Annotated in this window: 14 protein-coding genes and 9 pseudogenes; 12 read left to right on the forward strand and 11 right to left on the reverse strand. The window is 69.3% G+C overall.

Annotated elements, in window-relative coordinates; genetic code table 11:
- Nucleotides 1-60: 60 nt before the first annotated feature.
- Nucleotides 61-264, forward strand: a pseudogene (locus ACZ60X_RS37340) (alpha/beta fold hydrolase); the annotation flags it as partial.
- A 282-nt stretch (nt 265-546) separates the two neighbouring features.
- Complete coding sequence (locus tag ACZ60X_RS37345; RefSeq protein WP_469608543.1) at nt 547-1530, forward strand: phosphotransferase family protein; 984 nt, start codon at nt 547-549, stop codon at nt 1528-1530.
- 48 nt (nt 1531-1578) lie between these two features.
- Here ACZ60X_RS37345 and ACZ60X_RS37350 read toward each other — a convergent pair.
- From ACZ60X_RS37350 to ACZ60X_RS37365, 4 genes and pseudogenes are all read right to left on the reverse strand, one after another.
- Nucleotides 1579-1787 (reverse strand): annotated as a pseudogene (locus tag ACZ60X_RS37350) (IS256 family transposase); the annotation flags it as partial.
- Nucleotides 1788-1799: 12 nt separating this feature from the next.
- Nucleotides 1800-2792: pseudogene (locus ACZ60X_RS37355) on the reverse strand (IS110 family RNA-guided transposase); the annotation flags it as partial.
- 353 nt (nt 2793-3145) lie between these two features.
- Nucleotides 3146-3394, reverse strand: a pseudogene (locus ACZ60X_RS37360) (transposase); the annotation flags it as partial.
- A 25-nt stretch (nt 3395-3419) separates the two neighbouring features.
- Complete coding sequence (locus ACZ60X_RS37365; protein ID WP_469608547.1) at nt 3420-4469, reverse strand: YihY/virulence factor BrkB family protein; 1050 nt, start codon at nt 4467-4469, stop codon at nt 3420-3422.
- A gap of 518 nt (nt 4470-4987) precedes the next feature.
- Between ACZ60X_RS37365 and ACZ60X_RS37370 the strand changes: the two genes are divergently transcribed.
- Together ACZ60X_RS37370 and ACZ60X_RS37375 are read left to right on the forward strand one after the other, a co-directional pair.
- A complete protein-coding gene (locus ACZ60X_RS37370) occupies nt 4988-5227 on the forward strand; it encodes a hypothetical protein (RefSeq protein ID WP_469608550.1) in 240 nt (79 codons plus the stop codon).
- A complete protein-coding gene (locus ACZ60X_RS37375; RefSeq protein WP_469608553.1) occupies nt 5227-5604 on the forward strand; it encodes a toxin Doc in 378 nt (125 codons plus the stop codon). The genes ACZ60X_RS37370 and ACZ60X_RS37375 overlap by 1 nt, the downstream gene beginning before the upstream one ends.
- A 1041-nt stretch (nt 5605-6645) precedes the next feature.
- Here the strand turns inward: ACZ60X_RS37375 and ACZ60X_RS37380 are convergent.
- Genes ACZ60X_RS37380 through ACZ60X_RS37390 form a run of 3 tightly spaced genes read right to left on the reverse strand, consistent with a single transcriptional unit; the run spans nt 6646 to nt 9045 of the window.
- Nucleotides 6646-7863, reverse strand: a complete 1218-nt coding sequence (locus ACZ60X_RS37380) for an alpha/beta hydrolase (protein WP_469608556.1) — start codon at nt 7861-7863, stop codon at nt 6646-6648.
- Entirely contained in the window at nt 7853-8740 is an 888-nt protein-coding gene (locus ACZ60X_RS37385; RefSeq protein WP_469608559.1) for a hypothetical protein, read from the reverse strand. Before ACZ60X_RS37385 ends, ACZ60X_RS37380 begins: the two co-directional genes overlap by 11 nt.
- Nucleotides 8737-9045, reverse strand: coding sequence for a PadR family transcriptional regulator (locus tag ACZ60X_RS37390; protein WP_469608562.1), 309 nt, complete (start codon nt 9043-9045; stop codon nt 8737-8739). The genes ACZ60X_RS37385 and ACZ60X_RS37390 overlap by 4 nt, the downstream gene beginning before the upstream one ends.
- Nucleotides 9046-9179: 134 nt before the next feature.
- Here ACZ60X_RS37390 and ACZ60X_RS37395 point away from each other — a divergent pair.
- Nucleotides 9180-9650 (forward strand): annotated as a pseudogene (locus ACZ60X_RS37395) (IS5 family transposase); the annotation flags it as partial.
- A 64-nt stretch (nt 9651-9714) separates the two neighbouring features.
- Here the strand turns inward: ACZ60X_RS37395 and ACZ60X_RS37400 are convergent.
- A complete protein-coding gene (locus ACZ60X_RS37400) occupies nt 9715-10119 on the reverse strand; it encodes a nuclear transport factor 2 family protein (protein WP_469608565.1) in 405 nt (134 codons plus the stop codon).
- A gap of 1145 nt (nt 10120-11264) precedes the next feature.
- Between ACZ60X_RS37400 and ACZ60X_RS37405 the strand changes: the two genes are divergently transcribed.
- Nucleotides 11265-11888, forward strand: coding sequence for a hypothetical protein (locus ACZ60X_RS37405; protein WP_469608568.1), 624 nt, complete (start codon nt 11265-11267; stop codon nt 11886-11888).
- A 1308-nt stretch (nt 11889-13196) separates the two neighbouring features.
- On the opposite strand, the gene ACZ60X_RS37410 is transcribed toward ACZ60X_RS37405, so the two are convergent.
- Nucleotides 13197-14402, reverse strand: coding sequence for a PP2C family protein-serine/threonine phosphatase (locus ACZ60X_RS37410; RefSeq protein ID WP_469608571.1), 1206 nt, complete (start codon nt 14400-14402; stop codon nt 13197-13199).
- Nucleotides 14403-14522: 120 nt separating this feature from the next.
- Here ACZ60X_RS37410 and ACZ60X_RS37415 point away from each other — a divergent pair.
- From ACZ60X_RS37415 to ACZ60X_RS37440, 6 genes and pseudogenes are all read left to right on the forward strand, one after another.
- A pseudogene (locus ACZ60X_RS37415) lies at nt 14523-14783 on the forward strand (transposase); the annotation flags it as partial.
- Between the two features lie 184 nt (nt 14784-14967).
- Nucleotides 14968-15150, forward strand: a pseudogene (locus ACZ60X_RS37420) (IS110 family transposase); the annotation flags it as partial.
- Nucleotides 15151-15157: 7 nt separating this feature from the next.
- Nucleotides 15158-15592: pseudogene (locus ACZ60X_RS37425) on the forward strand (ATP-binding protein); the annotation flags it as partial.
- A gap of 34 nt (nt 15593-15626) precedes the next feature.
- Nucleotides 15627-16160, forward strand: coding sequence for a DUF1877 domain-containing protein (locus ACZ60X_RS37430; protein ID WP_469608573.1), 534 nt, complete (start codon nt 15627-15629; stop codon nt 16158-16160).
- Nucleotides 16161-16201: 41 nt separating this feature from the next.
- Nucleotides 16202-16503 (forward strand): annotated as a pseudogene (locus ACZ60X_RS37435) (IS5/IS1182 family transposase); the annotation flags it as partial.
- The gene (locus ACZ60X_RS37440; RefSeq protein WP_469608577.1) at nt 16500-16898 is read left to right on the forward strand and encodes a hypothetical protein; all 399 of its coding nucleotides are present in this window, start codon (nt 16500-16502) and stop codon (nt 16896-16898) included. The pseudogene ACZ60X_RS37435 and the gene ACZ60X_RS37440, both read left to right, overlap by 4 nt.
- 7 nt (nt 16899-16905) lie before the next feature.
- On the opposite strand, the gene ACZ60X_RS37445 is transcribed toward ACZ60X_RS37440, so the two are convergent.
- Nucleotides 16906-17952 (reverse strand): Gfo/Idh/MocA family protein, encoded by a 1047-nt coding sequence (locus tag ACZ60X_RS37445; RefSeq protein ID WP_469608580.1) that lies wholly within the window; start codon nt 17950-17952, stop codon nt 16906-16908.
- A 182-nt stretch (nt 17953-18134) separates the two neighbouring features.
- Complete coding sequence (locus ACZ60X_RS37450; protein ID WP_469608583.1) at nt 18135-20615, reverse strand: RICIN domain-containing protein; 2481 nt, start codon at nt 20613-20615, stop codon at nt 18135-18137.
- Nucleotides 20616-20772: the final 157 nt, after the last annotated feature.

Genomic DNA, 20772 nt, shown 5'->3' on the forward strand with positions numbered 1-20772 from the left:
GCCGGCTGAGGGGAACATTCGTCCAATCCACCGGTGTGTACTGGCGGAGACAGTGGGCTCATGACTGTTTCTGACGGCGGTCCGTACGTGAACGGCGACGCTGAGAGTTCGACCCTGTCGCTGGACGACGGCGACATCTACGTGTGCCAGGACGGCCCCCGCGACGCCCCCGCGCTCCTACTCATCCACGGGTCCGCATCCTCGACCCGCTCGTGGAACCCGATGGTTCCGCTCCTGACCAAATCTCACCGCGTCGTCCGGATCTGAAGCCCGGGACCACCCTCAGTGACCGAGCCTGAGACCCACCAGCGTCCCAACCAGCCGGGAATGCGCACGACCTACCGACACTGGCAGTGCGCACCGACTGCCGGATTCCGGCATCCGAGCATGAATCACTGCGCACGGAAGTCCGGACCCTACACGCCGGAAGACCGCGCCAGGAGCTGCCCGGCACGCACTTGTGGGTGCCGGCCCGAGTAATTGTCAAGAGTTGTGGGCGGGGTGGCCAAGGGATGCGTCCGTCGGTGAGGTGGATAGCCTGCCTTCATGGTTACGGGCGAGGGGGCCGAGCACATCGGTGCCGATCTTGAGGGTCAGGGCTGGAGTGCGACACGTGCCTGGGTGGAGAAGGGGCTGTCCGAGGCAGAGCGCATCGAAGAAGTCGTGCGGTTGCGTGGCGGCTGGACGTCGGAGATGCGCCGTCTGAGCATCTGCGGGCCGGGCGGTCGACGCTCACTGGTCCTGCGGTCCTTTGTCAAACCCTTCTTCGTTCGGCATGCGGAGGGCCTGCTGACCCGCGAGGCAGCCGTTCTGCGCCTGCTCGGCGACACGGACGTGCCCGCAGCCACGCTTGTGGCGGTGGACGCAACGGCGCAGTACTGCGACCATCCCTCCTTGCTGATGTCCCTGCTGCCCGGGACCGTGCGCCTGGGCGATGAAGGGGCCGATCAGCGTGCCGAACTGCTGGCCCGTCAATTGCTGCGTATCCACCGGCTGCCGGTGACCGCAGAGGCACGGCCGCGCACCTATCAGGCGTGGACTTCTCCCGAGCGGGTGAGCCCGCCCGAAGACACCGAGCGGCCTGAGCTGTGGCAGCGGGCCGTGGACGTGATCCGCCGCGAGCCCCCGGACTGCCGGGCCTGCTTCCTGCACCGGGACTTCCATCCCGGCAATGTCCTCTTCACGGGCGACGGCGACGGTCTGCGGATCAGCGGCGTCGTCGACTGGGTGGAGACCTCCTGGGGGCCGGCCGACCTGGACGTGGCCCACTGCTCGACGGCCCTGGCCCTGCTGCACGGGGTTCCCGCGGGCATGCACTTCGCCGACCGCTACCTTGCGGCGGGAGGGACGCTGGCCGAAGACCGCGCCGCTCATCTCTACTGGCGGCTGCTGGACGCGTTGGCCTTCGCTCCGGACGCCGAGAAGGTCGCCGTCCCCTGGCGCGAGGTGGGCCGTGCAGATCTGACCCCCACCGTGCTGACCAGGCGGCTGGAGGGATACATCCAGGCCCTTTTCGACCGCTACGCCTGAATCCGGATCGGCAGCCTGCGGGCAGGAAACCGGCGGCCGGCGGGCCCGTCATGCTGCGAGTTCTTTGGGGCGTTGGACGAGGCGGCCGTGTTCGAAGCGGGCTCCGGCGCGAACCAGCGCGACGAGGTGGGGTGCGTTCACGGCCCGCCAGCGGGCCTGGGCGGACTCGATCAGCTTGAAGACCATGGCCAGTCCGGCGGCCCGGTTGCCGGCGCCCTTGGTCACCTCCGCAGCCGCACGGTGGCGAAGGTCGACTCGAAGCTCTCTTGTCAAGCTGACGTGCGTGCGGGCGGTCGGGTAGGGCGCTTTTCCGCGTCTTTCCACATATGACGGATGATCACGTTGGCGAGTTGGCGCTTGTGTGCTCGGCGCGCGGACCGTTTGGGCATGTTCTCGCTGATCTTTCTGGCCATGAAGGAGCGAGCGGGCTCGTGACAGCGGACTTGCGTGACGCGCACGATGTGCAGCACCGAGTTGACCTTGCGGTTGCCGCCGACGTCGAGCCGGTGGCGACGTGCCCGACCGTGCCCCTCGCCGGAGGAGACGGCCAGCGGAGCGGCACCGCACCAACGGGCGAACTGAGCCTCGGTTCGGAACCGGCACGGGTCTCCAATCTCGACCAACAGCTCCATGGCGGTGACCGAGCCGATGCCGCAGAACTCGGTCAGCGTGCAGCCCAACGTGGCCAGCAGTGTGGGGACCTTCTTGTCGAGGTCTTTGATCCGCTGGGTCAGCTGACGGATGTCGTTGAGGGCGGCGACCAGCCGGTCGATGTGTATCAAGGTCGCGGAAGCCACCTCGGGCTGCTGCGGGGCAATGATCTCCAGCGCCTCCAACTGTGGCAGCACGCGGCTGGTCGTCGGAAGCTCGGCCCGGATGTCCACGGGCAGCGCGACCAGGACGGCCTCGGCCTCTGTCAGCTGGCGTGTCCGCTGCAGGACGAGGGAGGACCGCCAGTCATGGATGGCGGTGAGTTCGTCCCAGACAGCGTCCGGTGCGCAGCGCTTGCCGGCTGGCGGCAGGTGGGGGTCGGCCAGTGTCTCGCGGGCGATCGCCTCCGCGTCTTCGATGTCAGTTTTGGCGCGGCGTCGCCGCCTGCGACGTTCGGCGGTGCGGTTCGGCTGCACCTCACGCACGTCGTACCCGGCCGCGGCCAGGGCGAAGGCGAGCGGCTGGCCCAGACCGGATGATCCCTCGATGCCGATTCGGTCGATCGCCAACTCACTGTTGCTGAGGAAGTCCAGCAGTTCAGTGATCCCATCAGGTTGACGGCGAAGGAAGCGGCCTCCTCCGCTTCACCTCTCTGATCGACCAGTGAGATGGTGCCGGTGTGCTTGTGAGGGTCGATTCGGCGCCGCCATGGCGTGCTTCCAACTCCTGTGCCTCCCCTGCTGCCGATACGGTGGCAGCGTGGCCCCCGCGACGTCGGCAGATCTGGGTTGAGTCGGACAGGCTCTCTTCAAGCCAGGGCCCGGGGGTCACGCCAACGACCCGCCCGACACTTCGAATCCAGGACAACCGCATGGCCGTCAATGGGGTTCAGAGTCAGGGCGGGCCGCTTCGAGCGCCAGCCGGGGGAGCAACTCCCCAACTGGTAGGGGAAGTACAACACCCAGATGGGGTTGGTGGTTCGCAGGTGGATCCAGTGCTCGGCCGGAAAGCCGTAGAACGCCAGCAGATCGTTCTCATCGTCGGTGATCTTCTTGACGGCCTTCGGGAACTTCGCGCCGTATTGCTGGGCGAACGCCTTGGCGGCCTTCGCGGCGTGGTCGCGGTCCTCGGCATTGTAGATGTCCTGGATGGCGCGCTTGGCCGCGGGCGGGGCGGATTTCGGGAGTGCGTCGAGCACGTTGGCCGTTTTGTGAACCCCGAGATCAACGGGCGACTGGTCACGCCTCACCCAGGCGGCGCCGGTCCTCTTCGTCCCACTTCCGGGTGTCGCGGGGCTGTGTGTAGGGCTCGGTGTCCGGCGGCAGGCCGCCCGCGATGGCCCTCTGACGTACGGTCTCGGCGTCGAACTCCAGGCCCAGCAGGATGGCCAGGTTGGTGATCCACAGCCAGACGAGGAACACGATGACGCCGGCCATCGCGCCGTAGGTCTTGTTGTAGGAGGCGAAGTTCGCCACGTAGAACGCGAACCCGGCCGAGGCGATCAACCAGATGACGAGGGCGAGGAAGCTGCCCGGGGTGATCCAGCGGAACCCCTTCACCTTCGCGTTCGGGCTCGCCCAGTACAGGATCGCGATCATGACGGTCACCAGGACCACGAGGACGGGCCACTTGGCGATCGACCACACCGTCAGCGCGGTGTCCCCGATGCCCAGCGCGGTACCGGCGCGGCGGGCCAGGCCGCCGGTGAACACGACGATCAGCGCGCTGGCCACGGCCGACACCATCAGCACGACCGTTACGCCCAGTCGCACGGGAAGGATCTTCCACACCGGGCGGCCCTCGGGCATGTCGTAGACGGCGTTCGCCGCACGGATGAACGCGGCCACATACCCGGAGGCCGACCACACCGCCAGCACGATGCCGACGATCGCCATCAGGGAGCCGGCGCCGGCGTTGCTCTGCAGCTGTTCCACGGCCCGGGTGATGATGTCCCGGGCCGAGCCGGGAGCGAGCTTCTTGAGGTTGGCCAGCACTGGATCGGTCGCCGACTTGCCGGTGATGCCCAGCAGCGACACGAGTACCAGCAGCGCCGGGAACAGCGACAGCACGCCGTAGTACGTCAGGGCTGCCGCGCGGTCGGTGAGCTCGTCGTCCTTGAACTCCCGCCACGCTCCCTTGAGTACGCCGCCCCAGGCCCGCTTGGGCAGCTTCGTCGGCGTGTCCGGTGCCCGGCGCTCCACCTCGGGTCCGGGCCCGGCCTCCTCTGGTGCCGGCGCCTCGTTGCGGTCGTGGTGTGCGTTCCGCCCTGGAAGATGCAGCCTCGCCATGCCCGTCGGGTAACCCCTCACGGTCCCGCCTACGCCACCAGGGCGCCCCATGCGCGCGGTGCGGTCGCGGTCCCCACCGCCCCCCGCCTCCACGCCCCCGGAGATGAGGCTGCCCCCGCCCCTGATCGGATCACCGCCGCCTGCACCGCGACCTGATCAGCCTCGACCCGGCCAGCTCCGGCATCCACTTCACCGACATCGCCCGCAGCCGCCCGACGCTCCGCGGCGCCAGCCGCATCATCCGAGTAGCTCGAACACGATTGCCGACCCTCGTCGGGTGCCGGTTGTGCACTGCGCGGCGTACGGGCAAGGCGGTGCGGGCGGTGCGGTACGTGCCGCGCTGGCGGCGGGTGTGTGTCCGGCACGGGCGCCGGCTGCTGGACGCAGACGCCGACCAGCCGCTTGAGCACCTTGATCTGCGCCTCCTGCCGGAGGCGGTGGCCGCGCAGCGGCGGTGGCCCTTTTGAAAATCGTGGAGGGGACTGGTGGGCCTGGTACCAACTAGGTACCATCAGGGCATGCCATCACTGAACGTGTCCTTCTCCGATGACGAAATGGAAGGCGTCCGTGCCGCCGCCGCCGCAGAGGGCAAGAGCCTGAAGCAGTACCTGCACGACCTTGGCGTGCGCGAGATGCACCGCAAGCGTTTCGTTGCCGGCGGCGTCGCCTGGGCCGACAGGCTGCGCGGTGAGTTCGACGACGCGTTCCCCGACGAGGTTCCTCCCCCTCAGCGTGGCGACGGCGCTGCGGCTGCCTGATGAATCTGCACATCGATGTCTCATGGCTGCTCGACGTCCAGGAGGCCGCCCTCGGGCAGGAGGACGTGACAGTAACGGACTACTCGGCGCTGGTGGCGGCGGTCGCGCGGCACAAGACCAAGATGCCGACGCTCGAGACGGCCGATCCGGATGCCGCCTGGCGCGCAGCCGCCCTTTTGCACACGATCGTGCGACTTGAGCCGCTTCCACACCGAAACAGTCTCTTCGCCGCTTTTGTCGCCGCTCAGTACATGGACCAGTCCGGTGAGGGCATCGATCCGCCCTACGGCGCCTTGTCCGATCTTGTCCGCAAGGTTCGGGACGCTCGCCTGAGCGTCTATGCCGTCGCCGAGACGCTGCGCTCCTGGAAGCTCTGAAGCCGGGCGCGGCAGTGGGTAGTGGTCGGCGTGAGAATGACGTGGCCCTTCGCCCTGCCTGCAACGAGTGAGCGCCATCTGCCAGCCAAGACGAGAGGCGGCGTCCTCGGGGGTCAGGTCCGGATCGGCCTGCAGCAGGTCGGCGATCCGCTCCCCGCGCAGCCGCGGAAGGGCGCGCGCAGCCGCGGCGTAGGACAGGCCGACGCGCTCCTGGACGGTTGCGCGGGTCACCGCCGGGTCCTCGTCAAGAAGGTCGCCGACCCGCAGTGGTTCGCGGCCATCGGCACGGTCACCTACCAGGGTGTTCAGCCCGCCGAAGGTGCCGTCCTGCGTGCGGATCCAGCACAGGCCGCCGCTGGGGGTGAGGGTGGCGAGCGGGGAACTGGTGGGCTGCAACAGGCCGTGTCCGGCACAGAGTTCCACGGTGTGCCGATAGACCACTGGCAGGAAGGACCCCGACGCACGGTGCACCCAGCACATTCCGGCGCACACCACATGACGCGGCGGACGCCCATCCGCGCCCGCACAAAGGGAGCTCTGCCTACGGGGAGTTCGACCTCGATTCTGAGCGGGGAGGCGCCCCCGGAGAGCGTGACCGAGACTGGCTCACCCTCACAGGGACAGGACACCGTGCTCGCCGGGCCATGGTCCAGGACCGGCCGAACCGTGGCGGATCAGGGTGACGCCGGAACTCGCGTACAACTGCTCACGGCTGACAGTCGGCGCGGCCGCCGGCGTCCAGGCTCCGTCGCGGCGCGGGACGGTGCCCCGTACGCGAGGGGCGGGCACCCTCGCGTACGCCAAAGCCAGAAACCGCAGGACCGGACGGTTCAGTCCGCTTCTGCCCCGGGGCCTCACCCATACGCGCGCACCGGCTGCGCCGATCACCGACCGGTCCTGCGTGGGCGCCGCCCCGTCTCCGTCAGGCACGGGCTCGGTGGTCCTGCGGCCCCGCGCATACCGCAGGACCACCCCGAAAGCCCCCGAGACCAGCCCACCCGGGCACGTGCTGCACGGATGTCCACACTCCTGTACACATGCTCACGACGCGGTGCGCTGCACCTCGACCTGAGGGTACGGCGAGGACCGGCCGGCCAGCAGCGGTTCCGGCAGGCCGCGGGCCACATGGTCGACGAACGCGGCCAGGTAGGCGTTGGTGATGGTCAGCGCGTCGTCGCTGTCGATCGACCCGAGCCCGACCACAGACCGGATCGGCGCGGCCAGGTAGTAGGCGCCGTAGTCGCTGAAGTTGAAGTGCTCGGCCCCGTTGAGCCGGTAACTCCAGACGGGCCCGGTGCTGGCTGCCAGCAAGGCGCGGGCGGCGTCGCGTTCGGATTGTTCGTCGGCAGTGCTCGGCCGGCAGGTTCCGGTGATGCAGGAGCTCTGGCTGGCCAGCAGCATCATCGGTTTGCCGAGTCCGGAGTGGACGACCGTGCCGAACTGGGTTCCGTCCAGGTCGGCTGCGCCGGCGCAGTGCGGGTCGTCGTGGCAGGCTTGCAGCGCGGCGGCTCCGCCGAAGGAGTGGCCCAGGTACATGGTGGTGGCCGCGTCGACGTGCCCGGCGAACCGGCCGGTGGCGTACAGCGCGGCGACCCGGGTCGCGGCGAAGCGGTCGTCGGCCGCCCATACGCTGACCAGCCGGTCGTCGGCCGGACGGATGGCGGCCGCGTCGGAGTCCTGCGGGTTACCGGCGGGTGTCGCGCTCACCGGCCGTCCGTTCAGCACGGTCAGGTTCGCGCTGTAGGTGGGGGTGATCCCGGCGACCAGGTATCCGTGGCTGGCCAGGTTCTCCGCGAGCGTGGTGTACTGCGGCGCGGCCAGACCCAACCCGGGTTCGAGCACCACCACGGGGAACCGGCCGGCGGCGACGGGGGCGTCGGCGACGGCGTGCACCCGGATGTCGTCGAAACTGGTCTCGCCCAGCCCGGGCAGGCCGCCCATGTGCAGTCCCGACCATGCGCCCGGGGCGTAGGGCGCGGGTGGCGCGCCGGGGGCGGGTGCGGCCGGGTACCACAGCCACGCGGACAGCTCCCGCGGCATGCCCGGGTGCGGGGCGAGTGGATCGGTGCGGGTGTGGTCGGTCCAGTCGGCCGTGGTCCGGCCGACTGGATAACGGCCGGTCGGGGCGGGCAGGGTGACCTGCTGCCCCCGCCGGATCGCCACATAGCCCATGTAGCCTCCGAGCGTCACCACCAGCACGATCGCCAGGACGAGCAGGGTCTTCAGGGTTCGGCGTAGCCACCGACGCTCAGTGCGCATCGACGCTGCCCCGGGTACGTGCGGTGGCGGCCCGCAGGCCGCGTGCGGAGGAGGTCGCCGCGACCACCAGCGTGACCGCCATGACCGTGCCGTAGCCGGTCAGTGCCGTAAACCCGGGCCGGTCGGCGAAGGTGACCAGGCCCCAGCAGACGCTGGCGGTAACGGCCACCGCCATGAGCGTCGTGGCGACCGCGCCGGCCACGGTGGCGACGCGTAGCCCCGCACCGCTCGGCGTGACGTGCCGCAGCGCGGCGGCCGGCCCGGCGGCGAAGGCGGCACCGGCGAGCACGCCGAGCCCGACCAGGACCAGAAACCCGGTGGGACCGACACCCACCCCGTGGGTGATCAGCCGGAGAACCGCCGCAGCGCCCAGGAAGGCCGATACGGCGACCGGTGGGGCGAGCAACAGCAGGCGGGCGCGGCGGCGGCCGGGATGGCCTTGCGGGGCACGGAGGACGGCGGCCACCGGGGGCAGCCAGCCGACCGCGATGGCCAGCGCCGACGTGGCCGAGGCCAGCGCGTAGACGTTGTACCACCCTGCGGCCGGGTCGGTGTGCCCGGTGACGTACCAGGCCCCGTCCCGAGTGGTCTTGGCGAACAGGACGGCGCCGGCCGCCAGCGCCGTCCACGCGCACAGGGTCACCGCGACGGTGGTGCACATCCGTCCGGTCCGGTCGTGCAGGTGCCTGCTGGGACGGGCCCAGACGCGCACCGCCGCAGCCGCGATGTCGACCACCTGCCGAACCCCGACGCCACCGTCCTCCAGCAGGGCCGCGAACTCCGTGGCGTAGCGGTGCCGCCACACGGGTGGATACAACCCGACCAGCACGCGCACCCGCCAGTGGGGCCTGCCCTCGGCGGCGTCCGGGATTTTCACGGCATGGCCCCTGCGGCCCGGAGCCGGCGTAGTCCCAGATCGGCCACCCGCCGCATCTGCTCCGCCTGCTCGGCCAGCGTGCGCTGGCCGAGACCGGTGATCCGGTAGGGGCGGCGCCGCCCCTGCGCGGGCAGCGCCTCGATCAGCCCGTCGGCTTCCAAACGGGCCAGCACCCCGTACAGGGTGCCGGGGCCGAGGACAACACCGACCGAGGTCGCGATGTCCTGAGTGATCGCGTAACCGTGCCTGGGTTCGTCGGCCAGGCTCGCCAACACGAGTACGGCCGGATCGGTCTCGGACGCCATGATTCCCCTCTCCGTCGACCTCCGCGAGAGGATATAACGCGTCACGATGTATCGCCAAGCATGGTAAGCAATCTTTGGTCGCAGGCTTCTGGAGCGAGTCCCACGCTGTGGTGTTGGGGTACACCCCGCGCGCTAAAGGGGGCCCCAAGACCGGACGAAGCCCTGTCGACCGGGGCAGGACGGGCAGCAAACACCACCTGATCACCGACGCGACTGGTATTCCGCTCGCCGTCACCCTGACCGGGGGCAATCGCAACGACGTCACTCAGCTCATCCCGCTGCTTCAAGCCGTGCCGCCCGTGCGTGGCGAGCGTGGTCGGCCCAAGCGTCGCCCAGACGTGGTGTTGAGTGGCCGCGGCTACGACCACGACAAGTACCGCCGGCTGGTTTGGGACCTCGGCGTGAAGCCACTGATCGCCCGGCGCGGCACCGAGCACGGTTCCGGACTCGGCACTCAACGCTGGGGCGTGGCGCGTGCGTTCGCCCACCTGCACTGGTTCCGCCGCCTGCGGATCCGCTGGGAGATCCGCGACGACATCCACGAAGCCTTCCTCACCCTCGCATGCGCGCTCATCTGCTGGAGGCGCTTGAAGCCCTTGCAATAGGAGTTCTTCGAACTTCAACAAAGTGACAGGCTCGTCACCCGGCTGACCCGAGCAAAGCCAAGAATCAGGCTCCGGCGACGGTCCGCCCCGGCATCGGCTCCGCGAACGCGGCCCGCCAGGCCGGCGCGCCGAAGGGGTCGGCGAAGTACTGCGTCTCGTGCACCACGTGCTGGTCAGCGAATTCCATGATGCTCACCGAGTGCGAAGGCACACCGTCGTAGGTGATGAGGCATTCGCTCACCCACAGATTCGCATGGCCGGTGATCCGCTGGACGGCGAAGTGCCGGTCGGCCGGATGCCCGCCGCGTTGCGCCGAGATCGCCGCTCGGCCCCGGAACCGCTCGCCTGACTGCGGGTAGTCCAGGATCGCGTCCGTGGCGTAGATGGCGTGCTCGGCTTCGGTGTCCCCTCGTTCCGAGGCCCGCCAATGCTCCTCGACAGCGGCCCTGGTCCGGGAGTCAGCATCCATGGCACCGCCCTTCCGCAGCGGGGACAGCCTAGGCGCTCCGGGCCACAGCCGACTGAGGGCAAGCCGGGCCTGGGCAGCCAGGTCCTCCCTTTGGCCGGTTCGGAGGGCGGCAGCCGTCCACCGTGGCAACGGTGTCGAGTGACCGCCACCCGGCTCACCCTATCCCCGAGCCATTCCGTTAGGAGTTCTAAGCCGTTACTGGCAAAGCCTCACTGTGTCCCCTCCCCGTCGCCGATGTGTCAGCTACCACCGTAGGCAGCAAACCCAACTGCACGAGGCAGAGCCCACACGATCCGCCGGACGGGACCTCCTCCGCTTCTGCCCCGCGGCCTCACTCATACGCCGCACACCGGCTGCGCCGACCACCGACCGGCCCTACGTTGGCAGTGCCCGGCTCGTGAACTGGCAGTGGCTCGGGCGTGGTGGTCCTGCGTTCCGTCCGCGAAGCTTGCGCAGGACCACCCTGAACCCGCCTCCGAGTCCGCGGCCTCGTGGACCGGGGCCCGCGGGCTGCCAATCCGCCGGCACCCCGCACTTCGCGCCCCGACGCCGAAGCCGGGACGGATCAGAGTGACGCCGGAACCCGCGGACAACCGCTCACGGCCGGCCATCGGCGCGGCCACCGGTACCGAGCCTCCGCCGCGGCGCCGGAGCCGGCGCGCAGGACGCCACGGGCCCGCACCCCCCACGTCAGGCAGACAGATGTCGCGCAGGCCGAGGAGATCGGCCTTGCGCGGCGCGGATCTGCGCGGACCGAGGGCCGATGCCAAGGGTGGGGCGCGATGTCACGCCGGCCAAGGTACAGACACGCGCGGCTAGATTGAGCCGCCCTACGCCAGACCGCATGTCAAGCAGCGACTCGCCGGCACTTTCCGACGCCCGACCGTCCCATCAGGTGAGCGGACGTCAGAACATCACCCGTGAGAACTAATACCCCTTCAATCTCCAGGTTCCGCAAAGATTCTGATGGCCTTTCAGCTCGCCTTCGGCGTGGAGTGACGGAGCTCTACATACCCGATCAGCCTCACAAAGCCGGGGATCCCGAATTGCTCGATATGACAGCAATAGAGGGCGTTAGTACGTTCAATCACGCACCGGCTGCCACAGCGGGCCTGTCTCTGAGTCCGAGAAGAAGAGCGAGCGACATGATCATGACCCGTTCCCACGCGATCGCCACGGCTGTCGCGGCCGCCGCGGCCCTGACCGCGACCGGCATCGCCTACGCCACCGCCGCCCCCGCCCCCCAGGCCGCCCCGGCCGTCGTCCAGCACGTCCCCTTCGGCGGCGACACCGGCGGCAAAGGCAACGAGGGCAAGGGCAACGAAGGCAACAACGAGCACGGCGGCGAGCACCACGAGAGGAGACACCACGAGAGGGGCTGGATCCACATCAACGAACGCTCCTACTCCGCCCACCCCGACGGCTGCATCACCGTCGTCAGCGGCCTGGGCGCCAAGAGCGTCAACATCCGCAACGACAGCCGCAACACCGTGGAAGTCTTCCGCGGAGCCGTCTGCGACAACGGCGCCCCCATCGCCGTCGTCGGCCCCTGGAGCCAGAGCGACGGCGTCCGCCCCTGCAAGTTCCACAAGGAGGACGAGGACGAGGGCAAGTCCAAGAAGGGGCACGAGGACGAGGACTGCGAGAAGATCCAGGACAGCGTGAGGGGCAAGCACGCAGTCCTCGCCAGCTTCCGCGTCATCAAGCGCCACCACGAGAAGGGCGAGGGCGGCGAATTCGGCGAGGGCGGCGAGGGCGGCGACTACTAAAACCAGCAACAGCCCGATGCCCGTGCTGGAGCACCCCGGCCCGCCGTAATCGGGCCGAAAGACCCCCGGCCGGCACACAACACAGAATCCCGGCCCGCCGCAATCGGGCCGGGATTCTCGTCTGAACCCCGACCGAATACATCCCTTCTCAGAATGTCAACACCTGATGGCCGACAGATCAGACGCCTGTTACGCCATCCTTATCCACGCGACAACCACCAGTCCACCTTCCACGGCAAGCCTGGACGCATCCCCTCGTTCGCAGGAACACCGCGACGAGCCCCGGCCCAGCGGGAGTTCCGGCGCGCTCGCGTCGCCACAAGGCCATACCGAGGGCATCGAGGACTCTCCGCCCCGGCCGCTCTGCCGGAAGCCGGGCCGGGCCGCGCCGGTCACGGCCACGGCGCTGGACAAACCAGTGGGGCAGTGGCTGCCCAACTTGCCGTAAGCCCGGCGGCCTGGGCAAGGACGAGGAACGGGCCAAACGGCGCGAGCAGCAACTCACGGAGATCGATGAGGACTGGCGGCCTGAGCGGCCGGTGGACTGGCGGCGCACCTACGCCGGGTGGCGCGGCGCTCGGCGCGGCGTTGTCTGTGATCGGGCGCCCGCCTTTTCGTGGTGGCCGAACCCCACCGGGGCGCGTACAGGGGCGAGAGGTCTGTGTCTCCGGCCGCTGCCGGATAGCCCACTCAGCAGCGGCCGGGGCCTCTTCCGTACACAGCACTCCATACACCAGCTTCCCTGAAACAGGGGAAAAACACTCATTTCAGGCAGTGAAACCCTCAGAACGCCGCGGGCAGGCTTCACAGCAGGAAATGACGAACCTGGTACGGCCGCCAACGGCATCACCGCCAAGATCTCCTTGCCCTCCGCACCGATCCTGACCTGCACGTCCAGGGCCATCTACTGCACCAGCGGCCAGCCGAGCCCGCCCGGCCGGGACGGATCGGCCGGCAGCGCACGCGGCCGGACACGGGAAGCGTCCGCCACCGTGACCCTCAGTGTTCCCGACCCGGCCCGCAACCCGAACTGGACGCCCGCGCAACCCCCTCGGCCTCGCCGGCACACTGGGACAACACGGTCTGCCCGGCCGCGCAGCTCGGAACACCGCGATGATGGACGCCCTGGTGGACCTACCGCCCATGGTCATCGCCGACCTGCTCGGCATCCACCCAAAACAGCCGAACGCTGGGCCACGCTCGCCGGCGAGAAGTGGTCCGAATACTTGTCCTCGCTGACGTAACCGGGCTGAGCTACGCGGCTGCCCACTCCGCGGGCGGACACGACAGCGCTCGAATACCGACGCTTCACCAGTGAGGGGCCCCCGGAGTCGCCTTTGAGCCGGAGGCGAGTCGACGGCGGCCGTCGAGGGTGCGGGCGGGGGTGTGCGGTCGGTGGAGGTGGTGGGTGCCGAAGCGTTCGATGGCCAGGAGAGCGGCGTCGTCTCCGGGTTGGTGGCCGATGTGGTTCAGCAGGTCGCGGTGGATGTGGCGGATCAGGGCTTCGGGTCCGGACGTGGGTGCGGAGGCGGCGCGCTCGGTGAGGGGGTAGAAGGCTCCTTTGGGTGAGCGGGCTTCGATGACGCCGTCGGTGTGGAGCAGCAGCGTGTCGCCGTCCTCGAACGTGAAGGGGTCGGCGCGGTGGCTGGGGACGGACAGTTCGCACATGCCCAACGGGGGTACGGGGCGTCGTGCGTGCAGGACGGTGACCTGGCCGTCGTGCAGCAGCAGGGGCGGGGGGTGGCCCATATTGATCATTTCGACCTGTGTGCCGTGGTCGGGGAGGTCGAGCAGCAGGGCGGTGATGAAGTGCTCGCCCGGGTCGTGCTCGGTGTCGGCGACGTCCTCCAGGCTTCTGCAGACGCTCGCCTCAAGGCCCGCGGCGAGTTCGGGCAGGGTGGCGTAGTGGTGCGCGCCCTCGCGGAACGCGCCCAGCACCATGGATGCCTCGCCGATGGCGGCCAGCCCCTTGCCGCGGACGTCGCCGATGATCACGCGGGTGCCGCAGTCGGAGCGGGCGATCGCGAACAGGTCGCCGCCTATACGCGTCTCGTCCTCGGCTGCCAGGTACAGCCACGCCACCCGCAGTGGCCCGATCCGGCGCCGTGGTGGCCGCAGCAGTACGAGCTGCGCCGTCTCGGCCACCGACCGTGCCCGAGTCAGCTCCCGGCTGCGCCGCTCGCGCACGTGGCAGACGAAGACGACCAAGGCGGAAAGCAGGGCCAAGCCAGTGATCTGCGAGAGGTGGTTGGGTGTGGCCAGTCCGCCGTGGAACACGGCGATGAGCACCTGGGCGGCCACAGCCAGTGCCCCGACAAGGGCGGTCAGTCGCGGACCGGCCAGGGACGCGGTCAGGGCCGGCGCGATCACCAGCAGGGGGCCCAGGTGAACGTCCGGCGGGGAATGGATGTCCACCACAGTGATCACGACGATCAGCGCAAGGGGGATCGCCACCAGCCTGCGTCCCAGCTGCTGCTCCGGGAGGCGGTCCACCGGCACATGCCCGGTACCCATGTATATCGGTATACACCCGCCCGTAATCGCTGTGGTGATCAACGGCTGTCTGCCCGGCTGACCTGCAGCGGAAGACCGACGCCGCCTGGTGGGCGTGGTGACGAACAAGGGTCCGCTGATGCTGCTGACCGTGCCGGCTTCGCCGGGCTGGCGCCGCAGCCACGCGACTCCGGCCGCGTCAGCGGCAATCTCCGCCGACCCCGGCACTACCACCGCGGCCTCCTACGGGTGATGTACCTCTCGGCCATGGTCAGCCTGCGCTGCTGTCCGGCCTCCAAGGCGTACTACGACCGCAAGCGAAGCGAGGGGAAGGGGCACAAACAGGCCCTCCTGGCCCTCGCCCGCCGACGCGTCAACGTCCTATGGGCCATGATCCGTGACGCGGCTCGCGGCAGGGCCGCGCCTGGACCGGTACTGGGAGCTGACAGCCGTAATACTCACGCCGCCGGGCGGCCGGCCGGAGCCGACCCCGGGCTCCGCGGACGACTGGCTGCGCGCGGCACTGGAGCGGGACAACGCCGGAGCGGCGTAGAGCGCCGGGAAGGGACGGACGGTCGCGACCGGCGCCTCGATCGGAGCCCTCCCGCTCACAGTCGCCCGGGACACGGGTTGCCCGGTCGCCTACCTGCCCGGGCTGGCCATGCGCCTGATCGCCGACCTGTATCCGGGCGAGGCAGAGACCGACGCCCGCGACGCGGCTGCGATCGCGGACGCCGCCCGGACAATGCCGCACCCCCTGCGCTTGCTAACTCACCGTCGGGGTCGGCAAGACCCACATCGCCCAGGCCCTGGGCCACCTCGCCGTCCGTCAGAGCGCCCACGTCCGCTTCGCGAAAACCAGCCGGACCTTCGCAGAACTCGCCGGCGGCCACGCGGACCGCACCTGGGAGAAACGGATCCGTGAACTGGTACGGCCCAACGTGCTCATCCTCGACGACTTCGCCATGCGTCAGCTCTCCACGGCCCATGCCGACGACCTCTACGAGCTGGTCAGCGAGCGGCAGGGCCGGTCCCTGATCATCACCAGCAACCGGGTGCCCAGCGACTGGTATCCCCTCTTCCCCAACCCCGTCGTCGCCGAGTCCCTCCTGGACCGGCTGATCGACACCAGCCACCAGGTCATCATGAACGGCCCCAGCTACCGCCCCAAGAGCCCCACCGACAAGAACGGCAAGTCCCCAACCAAGTAGGAAAACCGGTGGACGCCGTCGGGATACTGCCGTCATGGCCGTCACCCAGCAACTCGCCCGTGTCCCGGCGGAGTATCTCGCCGCCTGCCGCCAGTCAGCTGGAACATCGACCGATGGAGATCCCAACTGGGATCCGCCGCCGGCGGACGTCCTGGACCTGGACTGGGCACCGGCCATGTTGGAACGGGTCTGCGAGCTGGCAAGTCTCGACGGCGCCCACCTCGATGCTCTCCGGCAGGCCACCGAGGGCGACTCGGCGATCGATCTCGGCTTCCTCAACACACACCCGCATGCCATCGGTCCCTTCGGACCGCCTCCCACCGCCCTTTCCGCAGCTCAAGTGGCCCGCGTCTCGGAACTGCTCGGTCAAATCGACTTCCCGGCCGTCCTGGCCGTCCTGGCCGGTCTGCCGACCGAAGACACCGAGGCCGCTTCCTTGATCGGTCATGGAGCGGACAAGACCGTCGGTGGCCCGAGGAAGTACCTGCTGGGGCGCTTCAACGCCCTGCGCCAGTTCTACCTTGCTGCATCCCAACGGGACCTTCTCCTCGTGCTCTGGTGGGACTGACCCAGGACTTCATAGTCGGCTCACGACCCGGTACCTGGGGAGCCCTGGTGGACCAGGGCTTCAAGGACGAGGTTCTCATCCACGGCGCCCTGCTGGACATCGACGTCGAGGTCGTCCGCCGCAACCCCGAGGCCAGGGCAAAGGCTCCGTCCCGCAACCGAAGAGGTGGATCGTGGAGCAGGTCAACGGCACGTTGATGCTGCACCGCCGCCTGGCCCGCGAGTACGACCACCGCCCCGACACCTCCGCCTCGCGCGTCTACTGGGCTTCCATCGCCAATATGGCCCGCCGCCTCACCACACCCGCCCCCACGTGGCGCGACACCCTCGGGCTGGCCGCGTGAACATCAGCGAGCTCCTGGCAGACCTCCAGGACCAGCACGACGAAACCACGGCCCGGGCCGACGAACTACGCAACCGGATCGACCACTTGACCGCCGCTCTGGCCGAGACCGAAGCACGACTCGCAGACTTGGCCACCACCCGGAAGATCATCGCCGAACGCATCCCGCCCGGGACCGAGCCCGATCCGCCCGAGACGAACACGGCCTACCAGGCCATCGTGAACGCCTTCAACCAGCGCCCCGGCCGGGCATTCCGAGCCCGCGAGCTGCACGAACTCCTCGGCATGCCCACCGACGAGGCGACCGTCAACGTCACCCGCAGCCGCCTGGGACGCCTCGTCCGACAAGGCTTCCTCACCCAACCCGGACGAGGTCGCTACCAGAAACGGACTTGACGTCCACTCAGTTCGCGGCGGTCTGCGGGAGGGATACGACCTGGGAGGTTTCTGCGCTAATCCGGGCCGCATCCAGCACGGTGGCGGATGCGACGGCGTCCCACGGGTCCACTGGCGGCGGCTGCGTTCCGCGTACCGAGGCTGTGAACGCGGGGTAGAACTGGTCCCAGGTGCCGCGTGCGGAGGCTACGGGTTCACGGGTGTCGCCGCCTCGGTGAAGGTGTCCCCACCGCTCGGGCGGCTCAACTCCCCACTGGCCGCCGCGTGATGCTGGTGATGCGCCGTGGACCAGCGCGGCTTCCTGGCTGTCGCCGTGCTGGATCGTGAAAGCGCCACGAGACCCTGCCGCGCGGAACCGGGGCCCGGGGGCTGCCTGCCGCCAGCTGCCCCAGAGGTGGGACCGGACGCCGTTGTCATGGGTCAGGGCGATGAAGACATCGTCTTCGAGGCCTGTGCCGTCATGGTGGTGAGCTTCCGCGTACACGGTGCGGACCGGCCCTGCCAGGACCAGGGCTTGGTCGACCAGGTGGCTGCCGAAGTCCACGAGGGTACCGCCCCCGGCCGCAGGTGGACCGGGGTTCGGCTGGAACCGCTCGAACCGGGACTCGAGGAGCGCCAGAGTTCCCAGTTCCTCCTGAGCCAGCAATTCTCGCAGGGTGAGGAAGTCGGAGTCCCATCGGCGGTTCTGGTAGACCGTCAGCACGCCTCCCATCTGCTCGGCGAGTTCGACCGTGCTGCGGGCCGAATCGGCGGCGAGCGCGAACGGCTTGTCGCAGACGACGGCCAGGCCCAGCCGCAGAGCCTGTTGGGTGAGCGTCACGTGGGTGGCTGCCGGGGTGGAGATCGCCACGGCTTCGGCCCCGGCGTTGGCCAGTTCCGAAAGGGAGGCGAAGGTCGGCAGACCCAAGTCTTCGGTGACCTGGCTGCGCCGGTCGGGTGATGTGGTGACCACGCCGAGGAACTCGCAGTTCGGGTCGGACGCGATCAGCGGCGCGTGGAAGTACCGGCCGCCGAAGCCGTAGCCGACCAGGCCGATGCGCACGGGTGCGGACATGAACAGGCTCCTCCGATGGGGTCATGGGGTTCAGACAAGCCCAGCCGGTGCGGGCTTTCAGGCCTGATCGTCACTGGTGGCCTGGGCGATGATTCTCGGGCCGGTCGCCGTGATGGGTCGGCGTCCCGGAACCCGGGACGCCGACCCGCTGTACCACCCCGGTCAGGCAGGGCGGGGCGGGATCAGCTGAGTTTGACGAGCTGCCACCGCTGGTTGGTGTTGCGGTTGTAGGTCCACTGGTCGATGGCGGCGCCGCTGCTGCTGGAGCCACCGGCGACGTCGAGGAGGTAGCCCTCGCAGCGGCACTCGATGCTGTAGGTGCCGTTCTCCGCCGGAGCGATGACCCACTGCTGGTTGGCGCCGCCGTTGAGGGTCCACAGTTCGAGTTGGGTTCCGGGCCAGGTGGTGATGTTGGGCACGTCCAGGGCCTTGCCGCTGCTGACGCCGGTGACGGTGTAGTAGCCAGCGCTGTTGAGGGCCAGCGTCCACTGCTGGTCGGTGTTGCCGTTGCTGGGCCACTGGTCGATGAGGGTACCGTCACCGGTCCCACCCCTGACGGCGTCGATGACCTGGCCGCTGGATGCGCTGACGATCTTGTAGGTGCCGGAGATGTCGGGCACCGGGCCCGCGGTGATGGACAGGTTGGCGTACTCGACGGGGTAGTACCCGACGGTGCCGAGGCCGACCTGGCCTCCGCCGTAGCTGCTCTCGGTCACGGTGGCGACGGTCGCACCGTCGATCTCGGCAGTGATGGTGCTGCCCTGGAAGGACAGGGCCAAGTTGTGCCAGGTGTTCGTACCGGGAGCGGTCACGGTGCCGCCGGCCAGCGTGGTCCAGTTCCAGGACGTGTCCGTCTTGAGCAGCGACCAGGCGCCGGTGTCGGAGAGCCGCAGATGGTAGGCGTTCAGGCCGCCGTTGTTCTTGCTCTGGGTGCCAGTCCGGCCGAGGATCTCGGCGGCGCTGCCGTTCTTCTCCGGCAGGACGCCGGAGCTGACGGTGTAGTTGGACCAGCCTCGGTCGCCCATCATGGTGTAGGGCTGGTCGCTTGACTCGCCCGTCCAGCGGATCGGGGTGGCGGTGGACATCTGCCGCAGGCACTGACCGCTGCGCCCGCCGCCGCAGGGGGCGGCCTGGAAGGCGCCGTTCATCGTGGTGAGGTACTTGGCTTCCTGGCCTGCGCTGTATCCCGAGAAAGAATCGGAGTAGGGCAGGGGGAGCCGGGTGCGCTGTGGGCTGATGACGGTGCCGCCACCCTGGCCGGTAGTCGTGGTCACGGTGTACATGCGGCCGGGGGCCAGGGTCAGGTGGTAGGTGCCGTTGGTGGCCCTCAGGTCGGTGTCCTGCACCATGTGGGGACTGGCTTGCCCTCGGGTGGACAGGTCGGTCTCCCATACGTGCAGGGCTCCGCCGGGCAGGCCGCCGGCGATGTTGAGGGTGACGGTCTGCGACGCGGTGGCGTCCATGGTCTCGAAGACCGTGCTCCAGTTGCTGTGGTCGGGGGCTGAATAGCTGACGTAGCTTCCGGGGGCGCGGGTGCCGCCGAGGTAGCCGCTGGCGGTGTCGAGGTACTTCCAGCCGGGTGAGGTGAACTGCGTGGTCTGCGCGATGACCCAGGTGGTGCGGCCCACGGTGTAGGCGCCGGACCACGGCTGGTCGGCGGTGACGAGCCCGTCGCTGCTGAAGGCGAGGTTCTGGTAGGGCGAGGCGATGACGGGCCAGTTGATGAAGGCGGTCATCTTGGCGTCGAGGTAGCCGCGGTTGATGGCGCGGGCGACGGGTGCGGCCCCGGTCTCGGCGTCCTGGGAGCCGTTCTCGCTGGCCCAGATGGGCTTGCCGAGGTTCTGGGCGTCCGTGGTGGCGGAGCAGGAGGTCATCGCCGACAGGTATACGCACGGGTAGTGGGAGCCGGCGATGTCAACGGCGTTGTACAGGTTGCTGTCGTTCTTCCTGCCGGTGGCGATGGACCAGCCGAAGTCGTCGCCGACGACGATTTTGGTGGAGGTGTAGCCGTTGGCGGTCAGCGCGGACTTGAGGCTCTCGTACCAGGAGGCGTTGTAGGTCCTCTCGTTCCAGCCGCCGAGGTAGTCGATGGTGAGGTTGTGCTGCTTGGCGCAGCCGAGCCAGGCCATCAGGTAGTCGGTCATGTCCTGGGAGTAGAAGTTGCCGCCGCTGCCGGTGTTGCCGATCCAGCCGGGGGCGCCCCAGGACAGGCCGTAGAGCTTGATGTTGGGGTTGCGGGCCTTGGCCTGCTCCATCAGCGACCACTCGTAGCCGGCGTTGCAGTCGACGGTGCCCTTGGTGTGTTCGATGCTGGCTTCGGCGCCGTCGGTGGAGTTGGTGTCGCCGCCGATCTCGACCTTGAGGATCTGTAGGTCGGCTCTGTAGCCGGGTTTGAAGAGGTGGTCGAGGATCTGGTTCTGCTGGGTGGTGGGGTAGTCGCGCAGCAGGGCGCTGTTGCCGCCTCCGCCGCTGACGGCCCCGATGCCGTCGAAGGTGCGTCCGGTGCTGGTGCCGTCCACGGTGATCACCGTGGTGGTGGTCGCGGCCTGGGCGGGGGTGGGGGTTTGTCCGGCGAGGAGTGCGAGGCCGAGGCTGAGGCTGAGGGCGGCTGCGGCGGCCGTTCTTCCGCGGTGCCGCCGGGGGGCTGTGGTGAGGCGTGGCATGGCGCTGGGTTCCTCCGGGGGGTGGTGGGGGAGAACACCGGGGGTGCGCGTGGTGCCTGGCCGGGGGGGGGGGGGGGGGGGGGGGGGGGGGGGGGGGGGGGGGGGGGGGGGGGGGGGGGGGGGGGGGGGGGGGGGGGGGGGGGGGGGGGGGGGGGGG

Source organism: Streptomyces sp. NPDC104106 (assembly GCF_055584345.1).

What these genes read in the sequence shown, in the direction of transcription:
- ACZ60X_RS37345 (WP_469608543.1), top strand. Translation starts at nt 547, where the DNA reads ATGGTTACGGGCGAGGGGGCCGAGCACATCGGTGCCGATCTTGAGGGT.
- ACZ60X_RS37365 (WP_469608547.1), bottom strand. Translation starts at nt 4,469, where the DNA reads ATGGCGAGGCTGCATCTTCCAGGGCGGAACGCACACCACGACCGCAAC.
- ACZ60X_RS37370 (WP_469608550.1), top strand. Translation starts at nt 4,988, where the DNA reads ATGCCATCACTGAACGTGTCCTTCTCCGATGACGAAATGGAAGGCGTC.
- ACZ60X_RS37375 (WP_469608553.1), top strand. Translation starts at nt 5,227, where the DNA reads ATGAATCTGCACATCGATGTCTCATGGCTGCTCGACGTCCAGGAGGCC.
- ACZ60X_RS37380 (WP_469608556.1), bottom strand. Translation starts at nt 7,863, where the DNA reads ATGCGCACTGAGCGTCGGTGGCTACGCCGAACCCTGAAGACCCTGCTC.
- ACZ60X_RS37390 (WP_469608562.1), bottom strand. Translation starts at nt 9,045, where the DNA reads ATGGCGTCCGAGACCGATCCGGCCGTACTCGTGTTGGCGAGCCTGGCC.
- ACZ60X_RS37400 (WP_469608565.1), bottom strand. Translation starts at nt 10,119, where the DNA reads ATGGATGCTGACTCCCGGACCAGGGCCGCTGTCGAGGAGCATTGGCGG.
- ACZ60X_RS37405 (WP_469608568.1), top strand. Translation starts at nt 11,265, where the DNA reads ATGATCATGACCCGTTCCCACGCGATCGCCACGGCTGTCGCGGCCGCC.
- ACZ60X_RS37410 (WP_469608571.1), bottom strand. Translation starts at nt 14,402, where the DNA reads ATGGGTACCGGGCATGTGCCGGTGGACCGCCTCCCGGAGCAGCAGCTG.
- ACZ60X_RS37430 (WP_469608573.1), top strand. Translation starts at nt 15,627, where the DNA reads ATGGCCGTCACCCAGCAACTCGCCCGTGTCCCGGCGGAGTATCTCGCC.
- ACZ60X_RS37445 (WP_469608580.1), bottom strand. Translation starts at nt 17,952, where the DNA reads ATGTCCGCACCCGTGCGCATCGGCCTGGTCGGCTACGGCTTCGGCGGC.
- ACZ60X_RS37450 (WP_469608583.1), bottom strand. Translation starts at nt 20,615, where the DNA reads ATGCCACGCCTCACCACAGCCCCCCGGCGGCACCGCGGAAGAACGGCC.